Source organism: Phycisphaeraceae bacterium, assembly GCA_019454185.1.
Taxonomy (GTDB): Bacteria; Planctomycetota; Phycisphaerae; order Phycisphaerales; family UBA1924; genus JAHBWV01.
On record CP075368.1, the window covers coordinates 1,753,116 to 1,770,366 of the forward strand.

The window sequence follows — 17,251 nt, forward strand, 5'->3', positions numbered from 1 at the left end:
GGAAAAGGATGGATAAGCGATGAGTCAGCAGGCCACACAAGTCGAGGGCGTGATTCTGACCGAGACGGCTGCTCGCGAGATCAAGTCGATCATCACCCAGCAGGAGCTGGACGCGGACAAGGTTCGGCTCCGGGTCGGCGTCAAGGGCGGCGGGTGTTCCGGTTTCTCGTATGTGCTCGACCTGACCGAGACGCAGAAGGAGACCGATGAGGTCTTTGAGCAGCACGGGGTCAAGATCATTTGCGATCCGAAGAGTCTGCTCTACCTGAACGGGACGACGGTGGACTTCAAGGACGAGATCATGGGGCGCGGCTTTGTGTTCACAAACCCGAACGCGACGACTTCCTGTGGTTGCGGGTCGAGTTTCGCGGTTTGACCGTCCGGGGCGTGAGGCGAGCGGATTTTGTGCTTGTGAGCCGCGACGCGGGGTGGTACGATTTGTGTGAGGTGTCGTTGGCGCGCGGCTCGGTGGAGTCGGCCCTGCGGCATGTATCTTGGGAGTTGTCGGCGTCGGACGCGCCGGCACGATCGAATCGGCGAGAGGACGCGCATGAGCCAGGCATCGATGCCTGCCGAGACGACGATGGGGTACTCCCCGCCACGCGTGACACAGTTCAGCGTGTTTCTGGATAACCGTGTCGGTCGGCTTTTCGACCTCGTGCGAGCGTTCGACGGCTCTGGGTGTGCGATCTGCGCGCTCTCCGTGGCCGAGGCGAGCGATCACGCGGTGATCCGGATCATCACGAACTCATCGAAACTGGCACGCCAGATTCTTCGGAACGCGAACGCGACGTTCTCTGAACGAGACGTACTGGTTGTCGAGCTTTCACGCGGGCACACAATCTCGAGTCTCTGCCTCTCGCTGCTCGGCGCTGAGATCAACATTCACTTCGCGTACTCGCTGATGCTGAGGCCGAACGGCACCCCCACCATTGCCCTCTCGGTCGACGACACGGATCTGGCCGGGCAGGTGCTGCGGCGGAAAGAGTTCCGGCTCTTCGGCGAGGCGGACATCAGCGACCCGCACTGACGGGGGCATCGGGGTCCGCATCGTTCCACTCAAGACTGCCACCCGGAACTCCGGCGGCGAACTCCAGATGCAGCACGCGCCGGTGCGTGGCGGCTCGCGCTTTGTGCGAGCTGTGCAGCAATAGGGGTCGAAACGCGACCACATCGCCGATCTCCGCGGTGCACGCTACAGGCGAGCCATTTGAGATCAGTGCGTTCGAACGAGACTCATCGAGGAACCCCTCGCGATGCGTGCCGGGCAGGACGAGAAGCGGACCGTTCGAATCGTCGCACGGATCGAGATGCAGCCGCAGTGTGAGCACTCGCTCAAGGACGCACGCGGGAGGTTTGACGTGGGCCACGCCGTCCTTGATAGACCATGGGCCGAAACCGGGAGTGTCGACGCGATCCTTGACGGCGATCGTCGTGTCCTGGTGCCATGGGACGCGCCAGTTGGAATCGGGCGTCTTGTCAAAGAGAATGGCGCGTGTCACGCGGGCTCCGGGACCGAGGACCACATCAGCGAGCGCACGCAGCTGCGGGGATCGGGCGAGCATGGCCAGCGCCTGGCTGTTCGCCAGAGCGTTCCGAATGCCGCCTGAAGGAACAACGGGAAGCGTTGCTCGCACGCGCTCGATCTCGTCACGCTCGATGATGCCTGGACACAGGGCGTATCCAAGCGAATCAATGTGATGAGCGAACTGCATCATCTCAGCACGTCGCATACATGGACTTCAGTGAACGCCCGTCGCGGCGAGCCAGCGCTCGGCGTCGAGTGCGGCCTGGCAGCCCATACCGGCGGCGGTGACGGCCTGGCGGTAGACGCTGTCGGAGACATCGCCTGCGGCGAAGACACCCTCGACGTTGGTCCGGCTGCTGCGGGTCCGGAGCGCGATGTATCCGGCTTCATCGAGCTCGATGCCGGCATCCTTCAGGAACTTGGTAGCGGGCGTGTGGCCGATGGCGATGAAGAGCCCCCTGACATCGAGCGTGGAGAGCTCGCCGGTCACGGTGTCCTTGAGTTGGACGCCGCTGATCTTGTCCTCGCCGAGGACATCGACGACGACCTTGTTCCAGAGTACCTTGGCGTTGGGGCGGCTGAGGAACCGCTCCTGCATGATCTTGCTGGCGCGGAAGGAGTCGCGGCGGTGGATGATGTAGACCTCGCTTGCGAACTTGGTCAGGTAGGTGGCTTCTTCCATCGCGGTATCGCCTCCCCCCACCACCGCGAGGGGCTGGTTGCGGAACGCGGGAAGCGCACCATCGCAGACGGCGCAGGCGGAGACGCCGCCTCCCATGGTGGCGAGTCGCATCTCGTTGGGGAGACCGATCCAGTTTGCGGTTGCGCCGGTCGCGATGATGACGGCGTGGGCGCGGACGATCCCGTTCGATTGGGTGTGGAGCTCGAAGGGGCGTTTCGAGAAGTCGCAGCGGACGACGTCGTCGCCCATGATGCGTGTGCCGAAGCGCTCGGCCTGGGCCTGGAACTTGCCCATCATCTCGGGGCCCATGACGCCGTGCTCGAATCCGGGATAGTTCTCGACCTCGGTGGTGAGCATGAGCTGGCCACCGGGAAGGACGATGCTGGGGTCCTGCTTGGGAACGCCGACGATGGAGAGCGGGGCGAGGTTCGCGCGGGCGGCGTAGATCGCGGCGGTCCAGCCCGCGGGACCGGAGCCGATGATGACGAGTTTCTCGACTGAGCCGACACCGGGAGTGGTTGAGCTGGAGGCCAAGGTGGTGTCTCCTCGCGGCGCGTGGAGATTCGCGCCGGGGTATCGTTGCTTTCGATGCCGCGGGATCGGAGGCGTTACTTGAGCTGACCGGTGTCGGCCATGTGCTGACGCTGGAGGGAAAGGATGGGAGGCCAGGCGAGATAGTCGGCGTTTGCGATGTTGTCGGCTGTGTTCTGGACTCGGCGCGCCCAGTCTTTGCCTCCGTTGCCGCCGACGGAGTAGAGGATGAACTGTGAGTCGTCGATCTGGCGAGAGAAATTCTGGCCGCTGGTCACGATGCTGATGTCGTGGGGCTTGGGAACTTCGCGGTCTCCAAACTGGGAGCGGGTGTCGCGGATGGGTACGAAGTACTCGAGCGGCGGCCTGGCCCCGCGTTCTCTGCGGGGGTTGAAGGGATCGGTCTCGAGCTGCTGGATCCAGATGGGGCGTACGGCGGCGAGTGTGGGCGGCCATTGCCCGCCGCTGACCTTTGCGCAGTACACGGCCAGGGCGTGGCGTGTGGCGACGGCTTCCGTACGAAGGACCTGTCGGAGGGCGAAGATCTCGCCGAGGTCGGGGACTGTCGCCTGGATCACGCTCGAACTGGCGTCGAGCGACCTGTACTCGAAGGCCTGCGTCATTCTGGGGTCGAAGGCATCGAGCGTCCAGCGGCTGGTCCAGTCGTTGGTGATCTTGCTGAGGGTGTCGCGGATATCGAACCACGTCTTCTGGCGATCGGCGATGACATCCCACTTGGCGGCCTCTCCGAAGAGGCGGAGCGGGCGGTCGGAGCTTCCCAGGCGGGCGAGCGTGCTACCGAACGTGGCTTTGTTGATTCCAGCACGCTCGACGTAGACACGAGCGATGACCTGTTCGGCACCGATCGTGTCGGCCAGCGGGAGCGCGATGCGTTCGATCCCGAGGAACCCGCGTTCGTCGAGGCGGTCGATCACCGTTTTCATGCGGTCGGCCGAGAGGGTGGGCGACGAGGCGAGTGAGTCGACGTAAGCGATATCGCGGACGCGCTCGAACGAGCGAGACATCTCCTGGATGGCCCAGATAACCTCGACTGCGAACTCGCGATCTGCGATCTGGCGGCAGAAGAAGACCCAGTCGATGAGGAGGTCGATCGCTGCGTTCGGGTCGCCGGCTGCCGCGAGGCGCGTGGCTTCGACGTTGACCAGGCAGGCGACACGTTCAAATGCCGGGAGGTAGTGATGTCGAGCGGCGGAGAGGAGGGGCGGGTCGCCGAGATCTGTGTATAGACGGTCACGGATCTGCGCTGCGGGAACCCCCTGGGCTCCGTAGGGCTGTCCGAAGCCGAATGCGATGCGGTAGTCGGGTTCCTGCGTGACCTGATGGATCGCCTTCAGGACGGCCTGCTGCGACTCGCCCTGTGCCCACGTCTCGGCGGCGGCCCATGACTGTGAGCCAGCGGGGATGATCCTGGCGCGATCGAGGCGGTCAACGCCGACCGGGGGGGTCGCCATGCGAGCGATGACTGGGAGAATGACGGAATCGGACCTCAGTTCGGTGCGAATCATCCGGAAGGGCTGATTCACACGATTGACGAAGTCGTCTGCCAGTGCGAGGGCCGGCGTGGCCAGCGTGATCGCGATGGCGATGAGGGTGTGGAGCGGGCTGTGCATTGCGAGCTTGGATGCTCGGGGTGGGCGGAGCGTTGAGCTGTTTTGCATGGCCGACGATGGTAGCACAAGCCGCGTGGAGCGTCCCCGTGAGCGGCGCGATGAGGGGGATAAAACGACACACGGGCACGCGTCGCTGCGTGCCCGTGCGATTCGAAGAGAGGGTTGACTCAGCCGACGGTCTGGCCTGGGATCGGGGCCGAGTCCTGGGATTCGACTTCCGTGGCGGCTTCTTCGCGTCCGGGTGCGGCGCGATAGAAGCGGCTGGGCTTGTCGTCGGTGATCTGCTGGTTGAGGCGGGTGAGGGCCTCGTCGACGATCTGACGGACACGCTCGCGGCTGATGCCGATTTCTTCGGCGATCTGCTTGAGGGTGAGGGGCTCCTGACCGTCGAGACCGAACCGAAGGCGGAGGATCATGGCCTCACGCTCGTCGATGGCTTCGAGCAGGCGGCGGAGGACGCCGAGCTCGTCGCCGCGGAGGACGTTGTCGTCGGGCGTCTTCATGCGAGCATCGGCGACGACGTCGGCAAGCGAGATCATCTCGCCGTCGCGGCTCTGGGGCTCGCGAACGGTCGAATTGAGAGCCCGAATGGCCCGCTTGATGATCTTGACCTTCTTGACCGGGATGTTCATCGCGTCGGCCAGCTGCTGGATCGACGGTGTGTAGCCGAGTTCGGCCTCAAGCTTGCGCTGCGCGACCTTCCACTTGGCGATCAGCTCGACCATATAGGCCGGCACGTGGATCTGCTGGGTCGCGTTGATCAGGGCCCGCTTGATGGCCTGCTTGATCCACCAGGACGCGTAGGTGCTGAACCGGGCACCTTGGGCCGGGTCGAAGCCCTCGACGGCCCTGAGAAGCCCGATGTTCCCCTCTTCGATCAGGTCAGTGAGGGGAAGACCCCGATTCATGTAGTTCTTGGCGATGGAAACGACCAATCGGAGATTGGCCCGAACCATGCGCTCACGCGCCTGGGGGCAGTTCTCGTTGATGATCGCCCAACCCAGTTCACGCTCATCCTCGGCGGACAGCAGCGGTACCTCGTTTATGCCCCTTAAATAGAGCTGGAGGTCGGACTGCAGTTCCCGCCGGGCATAGCCCGACAGCTCGCTCTTGCCGCTCACGTCTCATCCCACCTTCCGCGTGTGCGACCCGGACCTTCGTCGCCCGAGTCTCTCTCACCTTACAACATGACACGAAAATTCAAGAATGCCACTCACTTTTGAGATTCGCCGCTAAATTGGTCCCGGTTGCATCGTCGGGGTCAAGTTGGCACTTGAAGTTTCTGTTGATCTGTGGCGTTATCGCTCCTAAGTCCCAATGAATGCGATACCTACACGGGCGTGCAGGGTCCGGATACATACCGAACAGTCCGAGAGACGCGCGGAAGCACGCGCGAATCACGTACAATCGTCCTCCTAGAAAGACGTCGCGAGGCCGCGCAGGCCTTGGAGACGTATGAAAGTACGCGAAGAATTGGCCGGTTGGCGACCCGAAACATGAACAAAGACCTTACTTCATTCTTGAACGAATGGCCCTACGAACCCGGTCACATCACAGCGCGGCTCGTTCAGGGGGCCGACGGCGAGGAGATGCTTCAGCTCAGGGTGGATCTGGGCGTGCTGCAGATGAAGCTCGACGGGCGCCCGGACGGGCAGAGGCCGGGGGGATTCGAGAGTCTGCTCGACCTGTACGAGGATCAGGCGGCGGGCCTCTCCGGGGCCGACGATCTGGATGTGGATCGGCGTGAGCAGCGCAAGGAGTTCGGGCGATCCGCTTTCGAGTCGGGTGAGGCAACCGAGGCGCCTCGATTTCTCGGAGCGGAGGAGTGCCGCCTGCTCAGGGAAGAAGCGGTGCAGTATTACCACCGGTACGTGGGCTTGCTGGCGATCGAGGACTTTGATCGCGTGATCAGGGATACGACGCGGAACCTGCGGCTGCTCGATTTCTGTGTGTCTCACGCCCAGATGGAGTCTGACCGTACCGCGCTGGAGCAGTTCAGGCCTTATGTCACGATGATCCGTGCCCGTGCGTTGGCGGGGCGGTCGTTGCGTGAGAGCGAGCCGAAGGCGGCACTGGTCGCGATCGAGGAGGGGCTTGAAGCTCTGCGTCGGATCTTCGATGAACAGGCCCCGGAGCAGTTCGAGCAATCAGCGGAGGTGCAGGCGTTGCGTGCCATGAGGGAGACCCTCGGGGCTCGAGTGCCTCAGCAGACGCCGGAGTTGCCGGTGAGCCAGACGGGCGAGTTGCAGGCCCGGCTTGCGAAGGCGATCGAGGATGAGAACTACGAGCTGGCCGCGATATTGAGGGATGAGATTCGCCAGATCAAGGATTGATCGGTTGGGCGGGTTGCTGAGGGGAAGTTCACGCTTTGGGCTTCGACGGCTGCTCATCGGAGAGGGGCGGCCTGTGTGGAGCCGGGGCGGCGAGCCCCTCGATCCGTTCGATAACTTCGCGAGTGAGGGATTCGGCTGCTGCGATCTCGTCGATGGCGACGATGCTTGCACCGGCCTCTTTGATGGCCATACCCGTGCGGAGCATGCCGGCGCGAGCGGCGATGAACGCGTCCGGTGCGCGTTGTCGGATCGCGCGGCACGCACGGATGGTGGCCTCATCGTCGGGGATCGCGAGCACCACGACGGACGCGCCCTCGATTCTGACGGCTTCGAGCACCTCTCGATTCGAGGCGTCGCCGTAGATGATTGATCTTCCGATCGCCCGCTGGGTCTCGATGGTTCTGGGGTTGAGCTCGATGATCGTGTAGGGGATTGAGAGAAGGTCGAGGCGGTCGGCGACGGCGCGTCCAACGGGGCCGAAGCCGGCGATGACAGCGCGACAGGTGATGGCGGCAGCGATGTCGGGATGGGGATCGGGGGTGTCGGCACGCAGCGAGGATGCGACGCTCCACGGGGCGAGCGGGGCGGGCGCGAGCTTGGGCGAGACGCTTCGAGCGGCCGCCATCAACCAGGGTGTGCAGACGAGGGAGAGGACCACGATCGGCAGGATCATGCCCATGGTCTGGGTGTCGAGCACTCCGGCGGTAAGAGCGACACCCAGGACAACCAGGGAGAACTCGCCGGCCTGAGAGAGCGAGAGACCCACCGTGGCAGAGACTGCCGGAGGGGCTCCCATCGACCAGGCGGTGAGCCCGATGCTGATGGCCTTCGTCGCGACGAGCCCGATGACACCGATCAGAATCGGGAGCCAGTTGTGAGCGAGCATCGCGGGATCGAGTTTCAGACCTACCGAGGCGAAGAAGATCGCGAGGAAGAGGTCTCTCATGGGCTCGAGCTGGCCCACGACCTGATGCCGGAACGGGGTTGCGGCGAGCAGAAGACCAGCCACAAACGCGCCAAGTTCGGGGCTGAGACCGGCGAGCGTTGCGCCGCCTGCCGCGGCGAATGCGACGGCGGCGGAGACGATCAGGATGATCTCTCCCTTGGCGACACGAGCGGCCTCGTGCATGATTCGCGGGAGGATGAACTTGCCGAAGAGGAGGAACGCGATCACGAGCCCGACTTTGAGTGAGCCGGAGGCGATCTGGTCGAGGAGTGGCTGGGTCGCCGCGCTAGGGGCGGATGCATCGGGCGCGTGGTTGTGGCTGGACCATGCGGCGATCATGGGGACTGCGGCGAGGATCGCCACGGCGAGGATGTCCTGCACGAGCAGGATGGTGAATGAGATGCGTCCGGCGAGTTGGCGGAGTTCGCGACGCTCGGAGAGGATGCGGGCGACAACAGCGGTCGAGGACATGGACATCGCGAGCCCGATGGTGAGTGACACGGGGAGGGAGAGTCCGACGAGCAGAGAGACGACGGCGATGACGGCTGCGGAGAGGAGTGTCGAGGCCGCGCCGACGATCGTGACCGGCACGAGACCCTTGTTGCGTGAGGAGAGCTCCATGTGCAGCCCGATGCTGAACATGAGGAGGATCGTGGCGAGATGTGAGATTGACTCAACGGATTCGCTGTCGGAAACCCAACCGAGGGCGTTCGGGCCGATGATCGCGCCGGCGAGCACATACCCGGGGATCGTCGCCTGGCGCAGGCGCGTCATGAGCAACGCGAGGAGGCCGGACGCGGTGAGGATGACGACGAACCCGAAGAGCACGTTTGGCGTGTCCGGCGATGCCGAGGCGAGTGGCCAGACAAGACCTTTCATGTTTCGCGCGGCCTCACGGGAGCGTGGGTGGGGCGTTCGGCGCGGCGGGAGCGTTCGACGAGCACGGAGAGGAGTGTGATATCGGCGGGAGTGACGCCTTCGAGGCGTGCGGCCTGTCCGAAGGTGGCCGGGCGGAAGCGGTCCAGCGCGTGGCGGGCCTCGTTGCGGAGTGCGACGCAGGACGTGAAATCAAAGCCGAGAGGGATGCGTCGCGATTCGAGTTCGGCGTGACGCCGGATCTCGGCTCGCTGGCGGTTCAGCAGGGGGGCGTAGCGGCGGTCGGCAAGAACCGAGCGGAGCACGGGTATGGAAAGATCGGACGCGGCCGAACCGTGTGCGCCGGCGAGGTGTGACTGGAGTTCTTCAACAGAGAGATCCGATGAGCGGATGACATGGTCGAGCGACTGACCATTCAAGCGAGTGGCGTCGATCAGGGCTTGGGCTTGTGCGAGCCGATCGCAACGGCGGCGGAAGACCCGCTGGCGATGATGGCCGATGCTGCTCGAGGAGAGGAGTCCGAGATCGATCGCGATGGGCGTGAGACGATCGGCGGTGTTGTCGGCGCGGAGCAGGAGGCGGTGCTCGGCGCGGCTTGTGAACATGCGATAGGGCTCGACGGGGGTCTTGGTGACCAGATCATCCATCATGACACCGATGTACGCCTGGTCGCGTCCGAGCATGAACTCAGGTTCGCTGCGGACGAGGCGGGCGGCGTTGGTTCCGGCAATGAGGCCCTGGCCGGCGGCCTCTTCGTAGCCGCTGGTTCCGTTGATCTGCCCTGCGAGGAAGAGCCCGCGTACGGGTTTGGTCATACCGGTCGCGTAGATCTGATGGGGGCGGACCATGTCGTACTCGACGGCGTAGCCGTAGCGGAGAATCTCGGCGTTCTCGCAGCCGGGCATGGCGCGGACAATTGCATCCTGCACATCGGCGGGGAGACTCGTGGAGATGCCGTTGCAGTAGATCCAGTCGTCTTCGAGCGATTCGGGCTCAAGAAAGACGCCGTGCGTGTCGCGTTCGGCGAATCGAACAACCTTGTCTTCGATCGAGGGGCAGTAGCGGGGTCCTACGGATTCGATCTGTCCGGAGAACATCGGAGCGCGGTGGAGGTTGGCGCGGATGAGTTCGTGGGCGGCGGCGTTGGTGGAGGTCTGGCGGCACTCGACCTGTGGGAGAAGGGGGAAGCGATCGAGGGCGAGGTCCCCCACTGTCCAGCCGGGAGCGGTGGTGTCGGCGGTGAGATCGCTGAAGGGTGTGGGCGGGGTGTCGCCATGCTGGGGCGGGAGGTCGTCCCAGCGGATGGAGCCCTTGCGGAGGCGGGGCGGTGTGCCGGTCTTCAGGCGTCCGAGTTCGAAGCCGAGTCGGCGGAGGGATGCGGCGATGCCGACCGCTGCGTGCTCGCCGTAGCGCCCGCCCTCGGCCTTGTGCTCGCCGCAGTGCATGAGGGCGCGCATGAAGGTGCCGGTGGTGAGAACGATCGCGTCGGCTGCGAGGGATTGGTGGCCCGTGGACGTTTGGATCTCCACGCCACGGACGAGGTCGCTGTCCGTCTGGATGTGCTCAACGGTCGCGGCGATGACCCGGATCTCGGGACGGGAGGCGATAAGGGCTTGGACAGCGCGGGCGTAGGCGTGCTTGTCGCACTGGGCGCGCGGGCCGTGGACGGCTTCACCCTTGGAGGTGTTGAGGACCTTGAACTGGATGCCGGTGGCGTCGGTGGCGAGGCCCATGAGGCCGCCCAGGGCGTCGATCTCTCGAACGATCTGGCCCTTGGCGAGCCCGCCGATGGCGGGGTTGCAGGACATGACGCCGATCTTGGTTGGGTCGGCAGTGACCAGTGCGACTGTGGGCGGCTCACCGGGACGGACCGGGAGCAGGTTGGCAGCAGCCCACGCGGCTTCGACGCCGGCGTGGCCCCCACCGATGACAATGACGGAGTGCCGTCCCACCATGCAGGATGCTATGGAGCATCGTTACTCTGCAGTGATCCACGTTGGGTGCGCCCAGACCACTTCACCATGGCGATTCACATAGCCGTTCGCTCCGACGAACGTCACTTCGCACAAGCCGTTTTTGAAGCCGTATGCCCAGTCCCATTTCGGTTCGATGACCCAGTTCCCGGCGGCATCGATGCAACCCCACTTGCCGCCGACGGCTCTGACGGGCGCCACACCCTCTGAGAACTGGCCGGCCTCTGCGAACACGGGTTGAATGACGAATTGTCCTGTGTGATCCACATAGCCGACGCCACCTCCTTCCCATTTGAGACCGAGGCCGCCGGGTTCGACTGACGGATTGTATGGATCGAGGCATGTCGCGACCTTTCGACCAGAGGTGTCGATCCACCAATAGGTCCAGTCGCTTGCCGATTCTGCATCGAGGATCGAGAGAAATCTGCCCTTGAGCGAGATCTTTCCGACGAGAGCCCACCGTCGGTGTTGAAGCTCCTCGCGCTCTCGAACTGCGGCTCGATCGCCCACGAGCCGTCCGGGCGGATATAGCCGTGCAACCCGCCTGCGTTGCGGACGGGGGCGAGGCCGTGCGAGAAGTGCTGCGCCAATGTATACGAGGGCTGGATCACCCACTCGCCCTTCGTGTCGATGTAGCCATACAGGCCGTCTCGCGAGGCCCACGCGAGCCCCTCTGAGAAGGGGCTCGCGTGCTCAAATCGGGGTGTGATCCGCATCGACCCGGTTCGATCGATGTAGCCAGTGAGACCATTCACGTTGACCTGGAAGAGGTCGTCAGGCGACAGATCGCCGGGCGGTACCAAGTCCGACGCTCGCCAGTACACCGGCACCATCGGGAGTCGCTCGCTCCGACATTCGCGTACGAGAATGGAGCTCGCCGCTGCCGACACAAGAGCAAGGCCCAAGAATGCCTTTCGATGGACGCGTGACATCGGGCCTGCTCCTCCTCAATGTGCGTTGGGATGAACGAAGCCCTTGAAGATCGTGAGCCAGAGGATGCGGAGGTCGAGGCCGAGCGACCAGTGCTTGACGTAGTAGAGGTCGTACTGAAGGCGCTTGCGGAGACTGGAGTCGCCTCGGAGGCCGTTGACCTGCGCCCATCCGGTCATGCCGGCCTTGACGTGCTGGCGGATCATGTACCCGCGCCAGCTCTCGCGGAACTGCTCGGCCAGTTCGGGGCGCTCGGGGCGTGGGCCGACGAGGGACATCTCGCCTCGGAGTACGTTGAAGAGCTGCGGAAGTTCGTCGAGTGAGGTGCGTCGGAGCCAACGGCCGATCGGAGTGACGCGCGGATCGCCACGCTTTGTCCATGCGAGCGAGCCCTCGCCCTCGTCCTCGACGTGGTACATGGTGCGGAACTTGTAGATGCTGAAGGTCTCGCCCCCGAGGCCGACGCGACGCTGTCTGAAGATCACCGGTCCGGGCGAGCCGAGTCGCACGCAGATCGCGATGATGGCCATGAGTGGGCCGAAGACGATGAGGGCGCCGATCGCGCCGAGGAAGTCGATGACGCGTTTCTGCATGCCGCCGAGGCCATAGAGCGGGCTCTCGCGGTAGCTGAGGATGGGCATGCCGTCGAGTTCGGCGACGGCCATGCTCTGGGGCAGGTATCGGGCCTGGACGTCGGGGACGATGCGGACGTCGACGACGAACTTTTCCAGGCGCTGGAGCACGCGGGGGATGATGGCGGAGCGAGCGGTCGGGACGGCGATGTAGACAGAATCGACAGGGAACTTGGAGAGGATCGTTTCGAGTTCGGAGAGCCCTCCGGCGACGGGGCGGTTGGCGCACCTCGGTCGGGAAGAGGTCTCGTGATGGGAGATGAAATAGGAGACGTGGATGCCGGTCCACGGATTGCGGTCGAGGGTGCGACAGACGATTGCGCCGAGACGGCCATCGCCGATGATGGCAACGTGGCGGAGGTTCTTTCCCCTGCGTCTGACTTCGCGGAGGGCGATGCGTGCCAGCGCGCGGTGGATGCCGAGCAGGAGCGGGAGGAGCACGCCGAGCGACATGAGTTGGACACGGCCCGCGTCGAGCGCGCGACCCGCGACGACGACGTACTGGTCTGCGTGGTCGATGCGTCGGGGTTCGCTCTCGATGGCGCCGCTGCCGACGGCCCAGAGGACAACGATCAACGCGGCCATCGCGCCGACGCTGGCCTTTCCAACCTGGACGAGTTCGTGCAGGAGCGAGCGGTCTCGGCGTGGCCGGTAGAGCCGGAAGGTCCAGAGCATGTAGAGGGTGATGGGGACAGCGAAGAGGACGAGGGGCTGCTTGAAGTATGACTCCCAATCGGGCAGCGGCGGCTCGGTCAGGAGCGTCCGCCTGACTCCCCATGCGCCGTAGCACGCCGCGGCGACAACGATCGCGTCGAATGCGCCGAGGAGGAAGACAAAGAGTTGATGCTGCTGCTTCAGCACTGATTCGGTGTCCTGGGACCCTCACCGAGCGTTCACTTTCGCCGGTGGGGCATGGTCTGTCAAGTCTGGCCCGATGCTGGGGCTTTGTGGCCAGCCCGCATCACTTAGGCCAACCGGGTCCGTCTCTCGGCGATCGCAATCGCGAGGCGAGGGCTTCGAGTTCTGACCGGAGTTCGGGCGTGATGCGTGATGGCTCCGGAGCGATGATGCGCACGGTTGCGTAAAGGTCGCCCGCAGTGCCATCTGAGAGCCGAATGCCCAGCCCTCGCAAGCGTAGTTTACGACCGGAACTCGACCCGGGCGGGATCGCCAGATCCGCCGAACCGTCAAGTGTAGGGACGCGGACGGTGGCACCGAGGACCGCTTCGGGAATCGTCAGAGGCACATCCAGAGCGAGGTCCAGGTTGCCGCGGCCGGAATCGAGTCGTGTGAGGACGGGGTGGGGCTCGATCGCAACGACGAAGACGATGTGGGTCTCGCTGCCCGGGGGCTTCACGCGGAGCTTGGTTCCTTCGGCGGTTCCGGGCGGAATTGCGACCTCGACTGTCTTCTGCACACCGTCGATCGAGATGTGAGTCGAGTGGGTGCCGCCTCGAGATGCGACGAGGAAGGGAACGCGGATCTGCACGGTTTGTTGTCGTTGGGCTCTGCGGGGTCTTTGTGCTCTCTGTCCGGCCTGTTGGCTGGGCTGCGACTGCCCGTAGCGCGAGCCGAAGAAGGCGTCGAAGACGGAGCCGAGATCTTCGGCTTCGAAGTCGAAGCCGCCTGAGCCGCCAGAGGTTGACCAGCGGAACGGCCCCGATTGTCCTGCGCTTTGCGAGGCGGCGCCCGGTTGGTTGTGCCCGAATTTGTCGTATGCCGCTCTTTTGCCTGAGTCGGAGAGGACTTCGTAGGCCTGCTGGAGTTCGGCGAATTTCCGCGCGGCGTCCGGCGACTTGTTGACATCCGGGTGGAACTGACGCGCGAGCTTGCGATGCGCGCGGCGGATCTCGTCCGCGTTCGCGGTTCGAGGCACGCCGAGCACTTCGTAGTAGTCGCGTTGGGACATATCCGCGGGACTCCCCGGACTATGAGCGTGCGAGGAGCGATGAATACATCAGGGGACGTGTTCAGTGGCCGCCGGAGGGCGAGGGCTGGCTCTGGACCGGCGCATCCTGGAGGAGCACGCATTCGATATCGAAGGTGAGGCGTGCGTTGCCTGGGATGCGTGCCTGCGGGTTCCCGTTGGGTCCGTATCCGAGGTCGGAGGGGATGATGACCCTGCGACGCTCTCCGTTCTTGAGACCCGCGACCCCGAGGTTCCAGCCGGGGATCATCTGTCCGGGCCAGCGGAAGGTCATGGGCTGGGCTCGCTTGCGGGAGCTATCGAACGAATAGCCGTCGTCGATGTATCCGGTGTAGTGCACGGTGGCGAGTTGTCCGTCGGCGAGGGGCTCGCCTTCTCCCTTGGCGAGGGTGATCATGACAACACCCTCGGGCGTTCTGGTGACGCTCACGGGGCTTTCGATCTTTGTGAACTCGTACTTCTCTCCCTCGCTCGATCCCCAGGCAATGGAGCCATCGGCGGCAATGCCCTGATCCATCGAGGCAAGGGCTGTGGGTGAGAGCTCGATGCGGCTGGTCATCTCGACCGCGCCGCCGACGCCCGTGGGATAGGGATAGGGCGTCTGGCCGACGAACCCCGCGCCGGAGTTCTTCAGATCGAGATCGAGAGTTGCGATGAGGTCGTCGCGGGTGAGCGTCGGCATGAGTTCGGGGGCGTAGACAAAGCCGACGATCGCGTTCTTGATACCGGGGTTGTTGCGGATCTCGTATGTGCGGAGGCGCAGACCGCCCTTGTAGGCGTACACCTGGAAGATCGCCTGGCGATAGGGCTGCCAGAGGGCGTCTTCGCGTGCGGCTTCGACGTACAGGGCATCGGGCACGCCCTCAACATTGACATGCGCGATCGCCATCACGATGCCGATGGAACCCTGTCCATCTGACTGGGCGACGGAACCGGACTTCCAGACACCCGCGAGCATCTCTCCGACGGTGCGTGTCTCGCTCGAGGACCATGCGGGCGCGACGATCCCATCGGAGGATGATGGCTGCAACGCGTTTGCGTGGGACGCTCCGACAAGCAGCGTCAGACAAGCGACTCTGGACATCAGGGTTCGGAGCATTCCGATGACTCCTTCTTGAGACGACAGGGTGTTTGACAGGGAGAAACAGGCCCGCCGGGTGTATCTCATGCGAGGTCGGGGAAGAGCTTGGTCACTGCACCAACGAGGTCCTTGACGTGGCTGACCGACTCATCCATGAGTTTCTGCTCGTCGGTCGTGAGGCCGAAGGTGACGATGCGCTCAACGCCCTTTGAGCCGAGCAGAGCGGGGACGCCGACGAAGTAGCCCTTGCCCTTTTTGCCTGGGGCGACGCCGAACTCGTCCTCGCAGTACGCGGCACTGGGAACGATCCGCTTCTTGTCCTTGACGATCGCCTCGACCATCTGGATGGTGCCGCTGGCGGGGGCGTAGTACGCGCTGGTGCCCATGAGCTTGACGATCTCGCCGCCACCGACCTTGGCACGCTCGACGCATGCGTGGATCTTGTCTGCGGGCATGAGTTCGGTGAGGGGGATGCCGCTGACGCTGGTGAGGCGCGGGAGAGGAACCATGTCGTCACCGTGACCACCGAGCAAGAGCGCGGAGATGTCTTCGACGCTGACGCCGAGTTCCATCGCGACGAACTGGCGGAATCGAGCGACGTCGAGCGCGCCTGCCTGGCCCATGATGCGACTGGTCGGGAATCCGGTTGTCTTCCAGGCCGTGTACACCATCGCGTCGAGCGGGTTTGCGACGACAATGATGATCGAATCGGGCGCAAACTCCTTCACCTTCTCGCTCACACTGCGAACGATGGGGACGTTGACGGCCAGAAGGTCGTCGCGGCTCATCCCCGGCTTGCGGGGCAGACCGGCGGTGATGACGACGATGTCAGAGCCCGCGATGTCTTTGTAGTCGAAGGTTCCGTGGATCGTGCTGTCGAATCGCTCGATCGGAGCGCAACAGGCGAGGTCGAGTGCCTTGCCCTTGGGCATGTGCTGTTCGGGTTTGTCCTTGTTCGGGATGTCGAGGAGGACGATGTCGCCGAGTTCCTTCGCGGCTGCCCAGTGGGCGCACGTGGCTCCGACGTTGCCCGCTCCGATGATGCTGATCTTGGCACGACGCATGGCCTTAAACCCCTGTGATTCAATGCTTTGTGTTTGATTTCCGACCTACCCATCCACGAGTTGGCACAACTATAGGCAGAGCGTGCTGGTTCGCGCGGCATCTGCAGCGAGTCGTGGCGTGCGTCATCGGAGGTTCAAATACGAAGAAACCTGATGGATTCCGCATCCAAACGCCTGCCGCAGCCGTGATAATGACATAACGGTAGTGTCATAGACAGCTTTCGAGCAGAGCACTCAGAGAGAAGGAGGCAAGATGATGAAGAGCACGAAGAAGATCGTCGCGGTGTGTGGAATGGTCTTGGTCGCGGCGGGAGTCGCGTCCGCATCACCAACGTATCTGGTCACAGAGGGTTCGACACTCTTCCGCGCCTCGTCGGGCGGGGGCGTGCAGTCATTCGCCCTGTCCGACGACATTGTGTCGATGTTCACGATGCCCGGAGGCGAGATCTGGGCGATCAGCTCGACAGCGAGCGTGAACGGCACCTTTGAGCTATACCGGCTTGATGGAGCGTTCTCGGCTGCTCCTTCGCTGACGCTGTTGTATGACGGATTCGACAGCACGTATCCGGGCATGGTCTTCGCGAACGGCTCGATCTACGGGTATCGGGGCGGCTCGCAGAACCTGGACCAGATCAACCCCGTCACCTTCGCCGTGACGCCTGTCGGACCCACGGGAACTATCAGCAACGGCGGCGCGGCATATGACGCGGCGACGGACACCTTCTGGGGTGCGAGCAGCAACTCCGACGCGATCTACACCGTCGACTACTCGCTCAGCAACGGACCGACGCCGGCGAGCACGCTGGTCGGCTCCATGGGATTTGACTTCCAGAATCACGATCTGGATTTCTTCAACGGGACGTTGTATGCAGCGGTGCAGCGGAATGACCTCGGCACGCTCGAGGTCGGCTGGATCGACCAGATGACGGGCGCGTTCATGACGGACATGGTCCTTGAGAATGTGTACACCCCGGGCGTTGTCGGTATGGTTGTCGTGCCCGCGCCCTCAGCGGCCGGGCTGCTGATGATCGGCTCCGCGCTGGCCTTCGGGCGTCGTCGTCGCTGATGCTCTGATAGTGGTTGACTGAATCTTTGCACGCATCACGATCGCCCGGCC

General features: G+C 64.0%; 15 protein-coding genes. 4 read left to right on the forward strand and 11 right to left on the reverse strand.

What is annotated here, in order from left to right; all coding sequences use genetic code 11:
- The first annotated feature begins 19 nt into the window (after positions 1 to 19).
- Both erpA and KF838_07445 read left to right on the forward strand, forming a co-directional pair.
- Positions 20 to 376, forward strand: a complete 357-nt coding sequence (gene erpA / locus KF838_07440) for an iron-sulfur cluster insertion protein ErpA (GenBank protein ID QYK49678.1) — start codon at positions 20 to 22, stop codon at positions 374 to 376.
- Positions 377 to 550: 174 nt separating this feature from the next.
- Positions 551 to 1,030, forward strand: coding sequence for a hypothetical protein (locus tag KF838_07445; protein QYK49679.1), 480 nt, complete (start codon positions 551 to 553; stop codon positions 1,028 to 1,030).
- Here KF838_07445 and KF838_07450 read toward each other — a convergent pair.
- The 4 genes from KF838_07450 to KF838_07465 all read right to left on the reverse strand — a co-directional run bounded on the left by KF838_07450 (position 1,014) and on the right by KF838_07465 (position 5,493).
- The gene (locus KF838_07450; protein QYK49680.1) at positions 1,014 to 1,733 is read right to left on the reverse strand and encodes a phytanoyl-CoA dioxygenase family protein; all 720 of its coding nucleotides are present in this window, start codon (positions 1,731 to 1,733) and stop codon (positions 1,014 to 1,016) included. The genes KF838_07445 and KF838_07450 overlap by 17 nt on opposite strands.
- 9 nt (positions 1,734 to 1,742) lie before the next feature.
- Positions 1,743 to 2,744, reverse strand: coding sequence for a thioredoxin-disulfide reductase (gene trxB / locus KF838_07455; protein QYK49681.1), 1,002 nt, complete (start codon positions 2,742 to 2,744; stop codon positions 1,743 to 1,745).
- A gap of 74 nt (positions 2,745 to 2,818) precedes the next feature.
- The gene (locus KF838_07460; GenBank protein ID QYK49682.1) at positions 2,819 to 4,420 is read right to left on the reverse strand and encodes a hypothetical protein; all 1,602 of its coding nucleotides are present in this window, start codon (positions 4,418 to 4,420) and stop codon (positions 2,819 to 2,821) included.
- A gap of 119 nt (positions 4,421 to 4,539) precedes the next feature.
- Complete coding sequence (locus tag KF838_07465; protein ID QYK49683.1) at positions 4,540 to 5,493, reverse strand: sigma-70 family RNA polymerase sigma factor; 954 nt, start codon at positions 5,491 to 5,493, stop codon at positions 4,540 to 4,542.
- A 360-nt stretch (positions 5,494 to 5,853) separates the two neighbouring features.
- On the opposite strand from KF838_07465, the gene KF838_07470 reads away from it, so the two are divergent.
- Positions 5,854 to 6,705 (forward strand): UvrB/UvrC motif-containing protein, encoded by an 852-nt coding sequence (locus tag KF838_07470; protein ID QYK49684.1) that lies wholly within the window; start codon positions 5,854 to 5,856, stop codon positions 6,703 to 6,705.
- Positions 6,706 to 6,733: 28 nt separating this feature from the next.
- On the opposite strand, the gene KF838_07475 is transcribed toward KF838_07470, so the two are convergent.
- From KF838_07475 to mdh, 7 genes are all read right to left on the reverse strand, one after another.
- Positions 6,734 to 8,530, reverse strand: a complete 1,797-nt coding sequence (locus tag KF838_07475) for a cation:proton antiporter (protein QYK49685.1) — start codon at positions 8,528 to 8,530, stop codon at positions 6,734 to 6,736.
- Positions 8,527 to 10,482, reverse strand: coding sequence for a tRNA uridine-5-carboxymethylaminomethyl(34) synthesis enzyme MnmG (gene mnmG, locus KF838_07480; protein ID QYK49686.1), 1,956 nt, complete (start codon positions 10,480 to 10,482; stop codon positions 8,527 to 8,529). Before mnmG ends, KF838_07475 begins: the two co-directional genes overlap by 4 nt.
- 101 nt (positions 10,483 to 10,583) lie before the next feature.
- Positions 10,584 to 11,432: a WG repeat-containing protein gene (locus tag KF838_07485; protein QYK49687.1), complete on the reverse strand. Its 849-nt coding sequence runs from the start codon at positions 11,430 to 11,432 to the stop codon at positions 10,584 to 10,586.
- Positions 11,433 to 11,447: 15 nt separating this feature from the next.
- Positions 11,448 to 12,923 (reverse strand): undecaprenyl-phosphate glucose phosphotransferase, encoded by a 1,476-nt coding sequence (locus tag KF838_07490; GenBank protein QYK49688.1) that lies wholly within the window; start codon positions 12,921 to 12,923, stop codon positions 11,448 to 11,450.
- A 100-nt stretch (positions 12,924 to 13,023) separates the two neighbouring features.
- Entirely contained in the window at positions 13,024 to 13,971 is a 948-nt protein-coding gene (locus KF838_07495) for a DnaJ domain-containing protein (GenBank protein QYK49689.1), read from the reverse strand.
- 61 nt (positions 13,972 to 14,032) lie between these two features.
- Positions 14,033 to 15,088, reverse strand: a complete 1,056-nt coding sequence (locus KF838_07500) for an FKBP-type peptidyl-prolyl cis-trans isomerase (protein QYK49690.1) — start codon at positions 15,086 to 15,088, stop codon at positions 14,033 to 14,035.
- A 65-nt stretch (positions 15,089 to 15,153) separates the two neighbouring features.
- Positions 15,154 to 16,134 (reverse strand): malate dehydrogenase, encoded by a 981-nt coding sequence (mdh, locus tag KF838_07505; GenBank protein ID QYK49691.1) that lies wholly within the window; start codon positions 16,132 to 16,134, stop codon positions 15,154 to 15,156.
- A gap of 253 nt (positions 16,135 to 16,387) precedes the next feature.
- Here mdh and KF838_07510 point away from each other — a divergent pair, with 253 nt between their 5' ends.
- Positions 16,388 to 17,200: a PEP-CTERM sorting domain-containing protein gene (locus tag KF838_07510; GenBank protein ID QYK49692.1), complete on the forward strand. Its 813-nt coding sequence runs from the start codon at positions 16,388 to 16,390 to the stop codon at positions 17,198 to 17,200.
- The last annotated feature ends 51 nt before the right edge of the window (positions 17,201 to 17,251 follow it).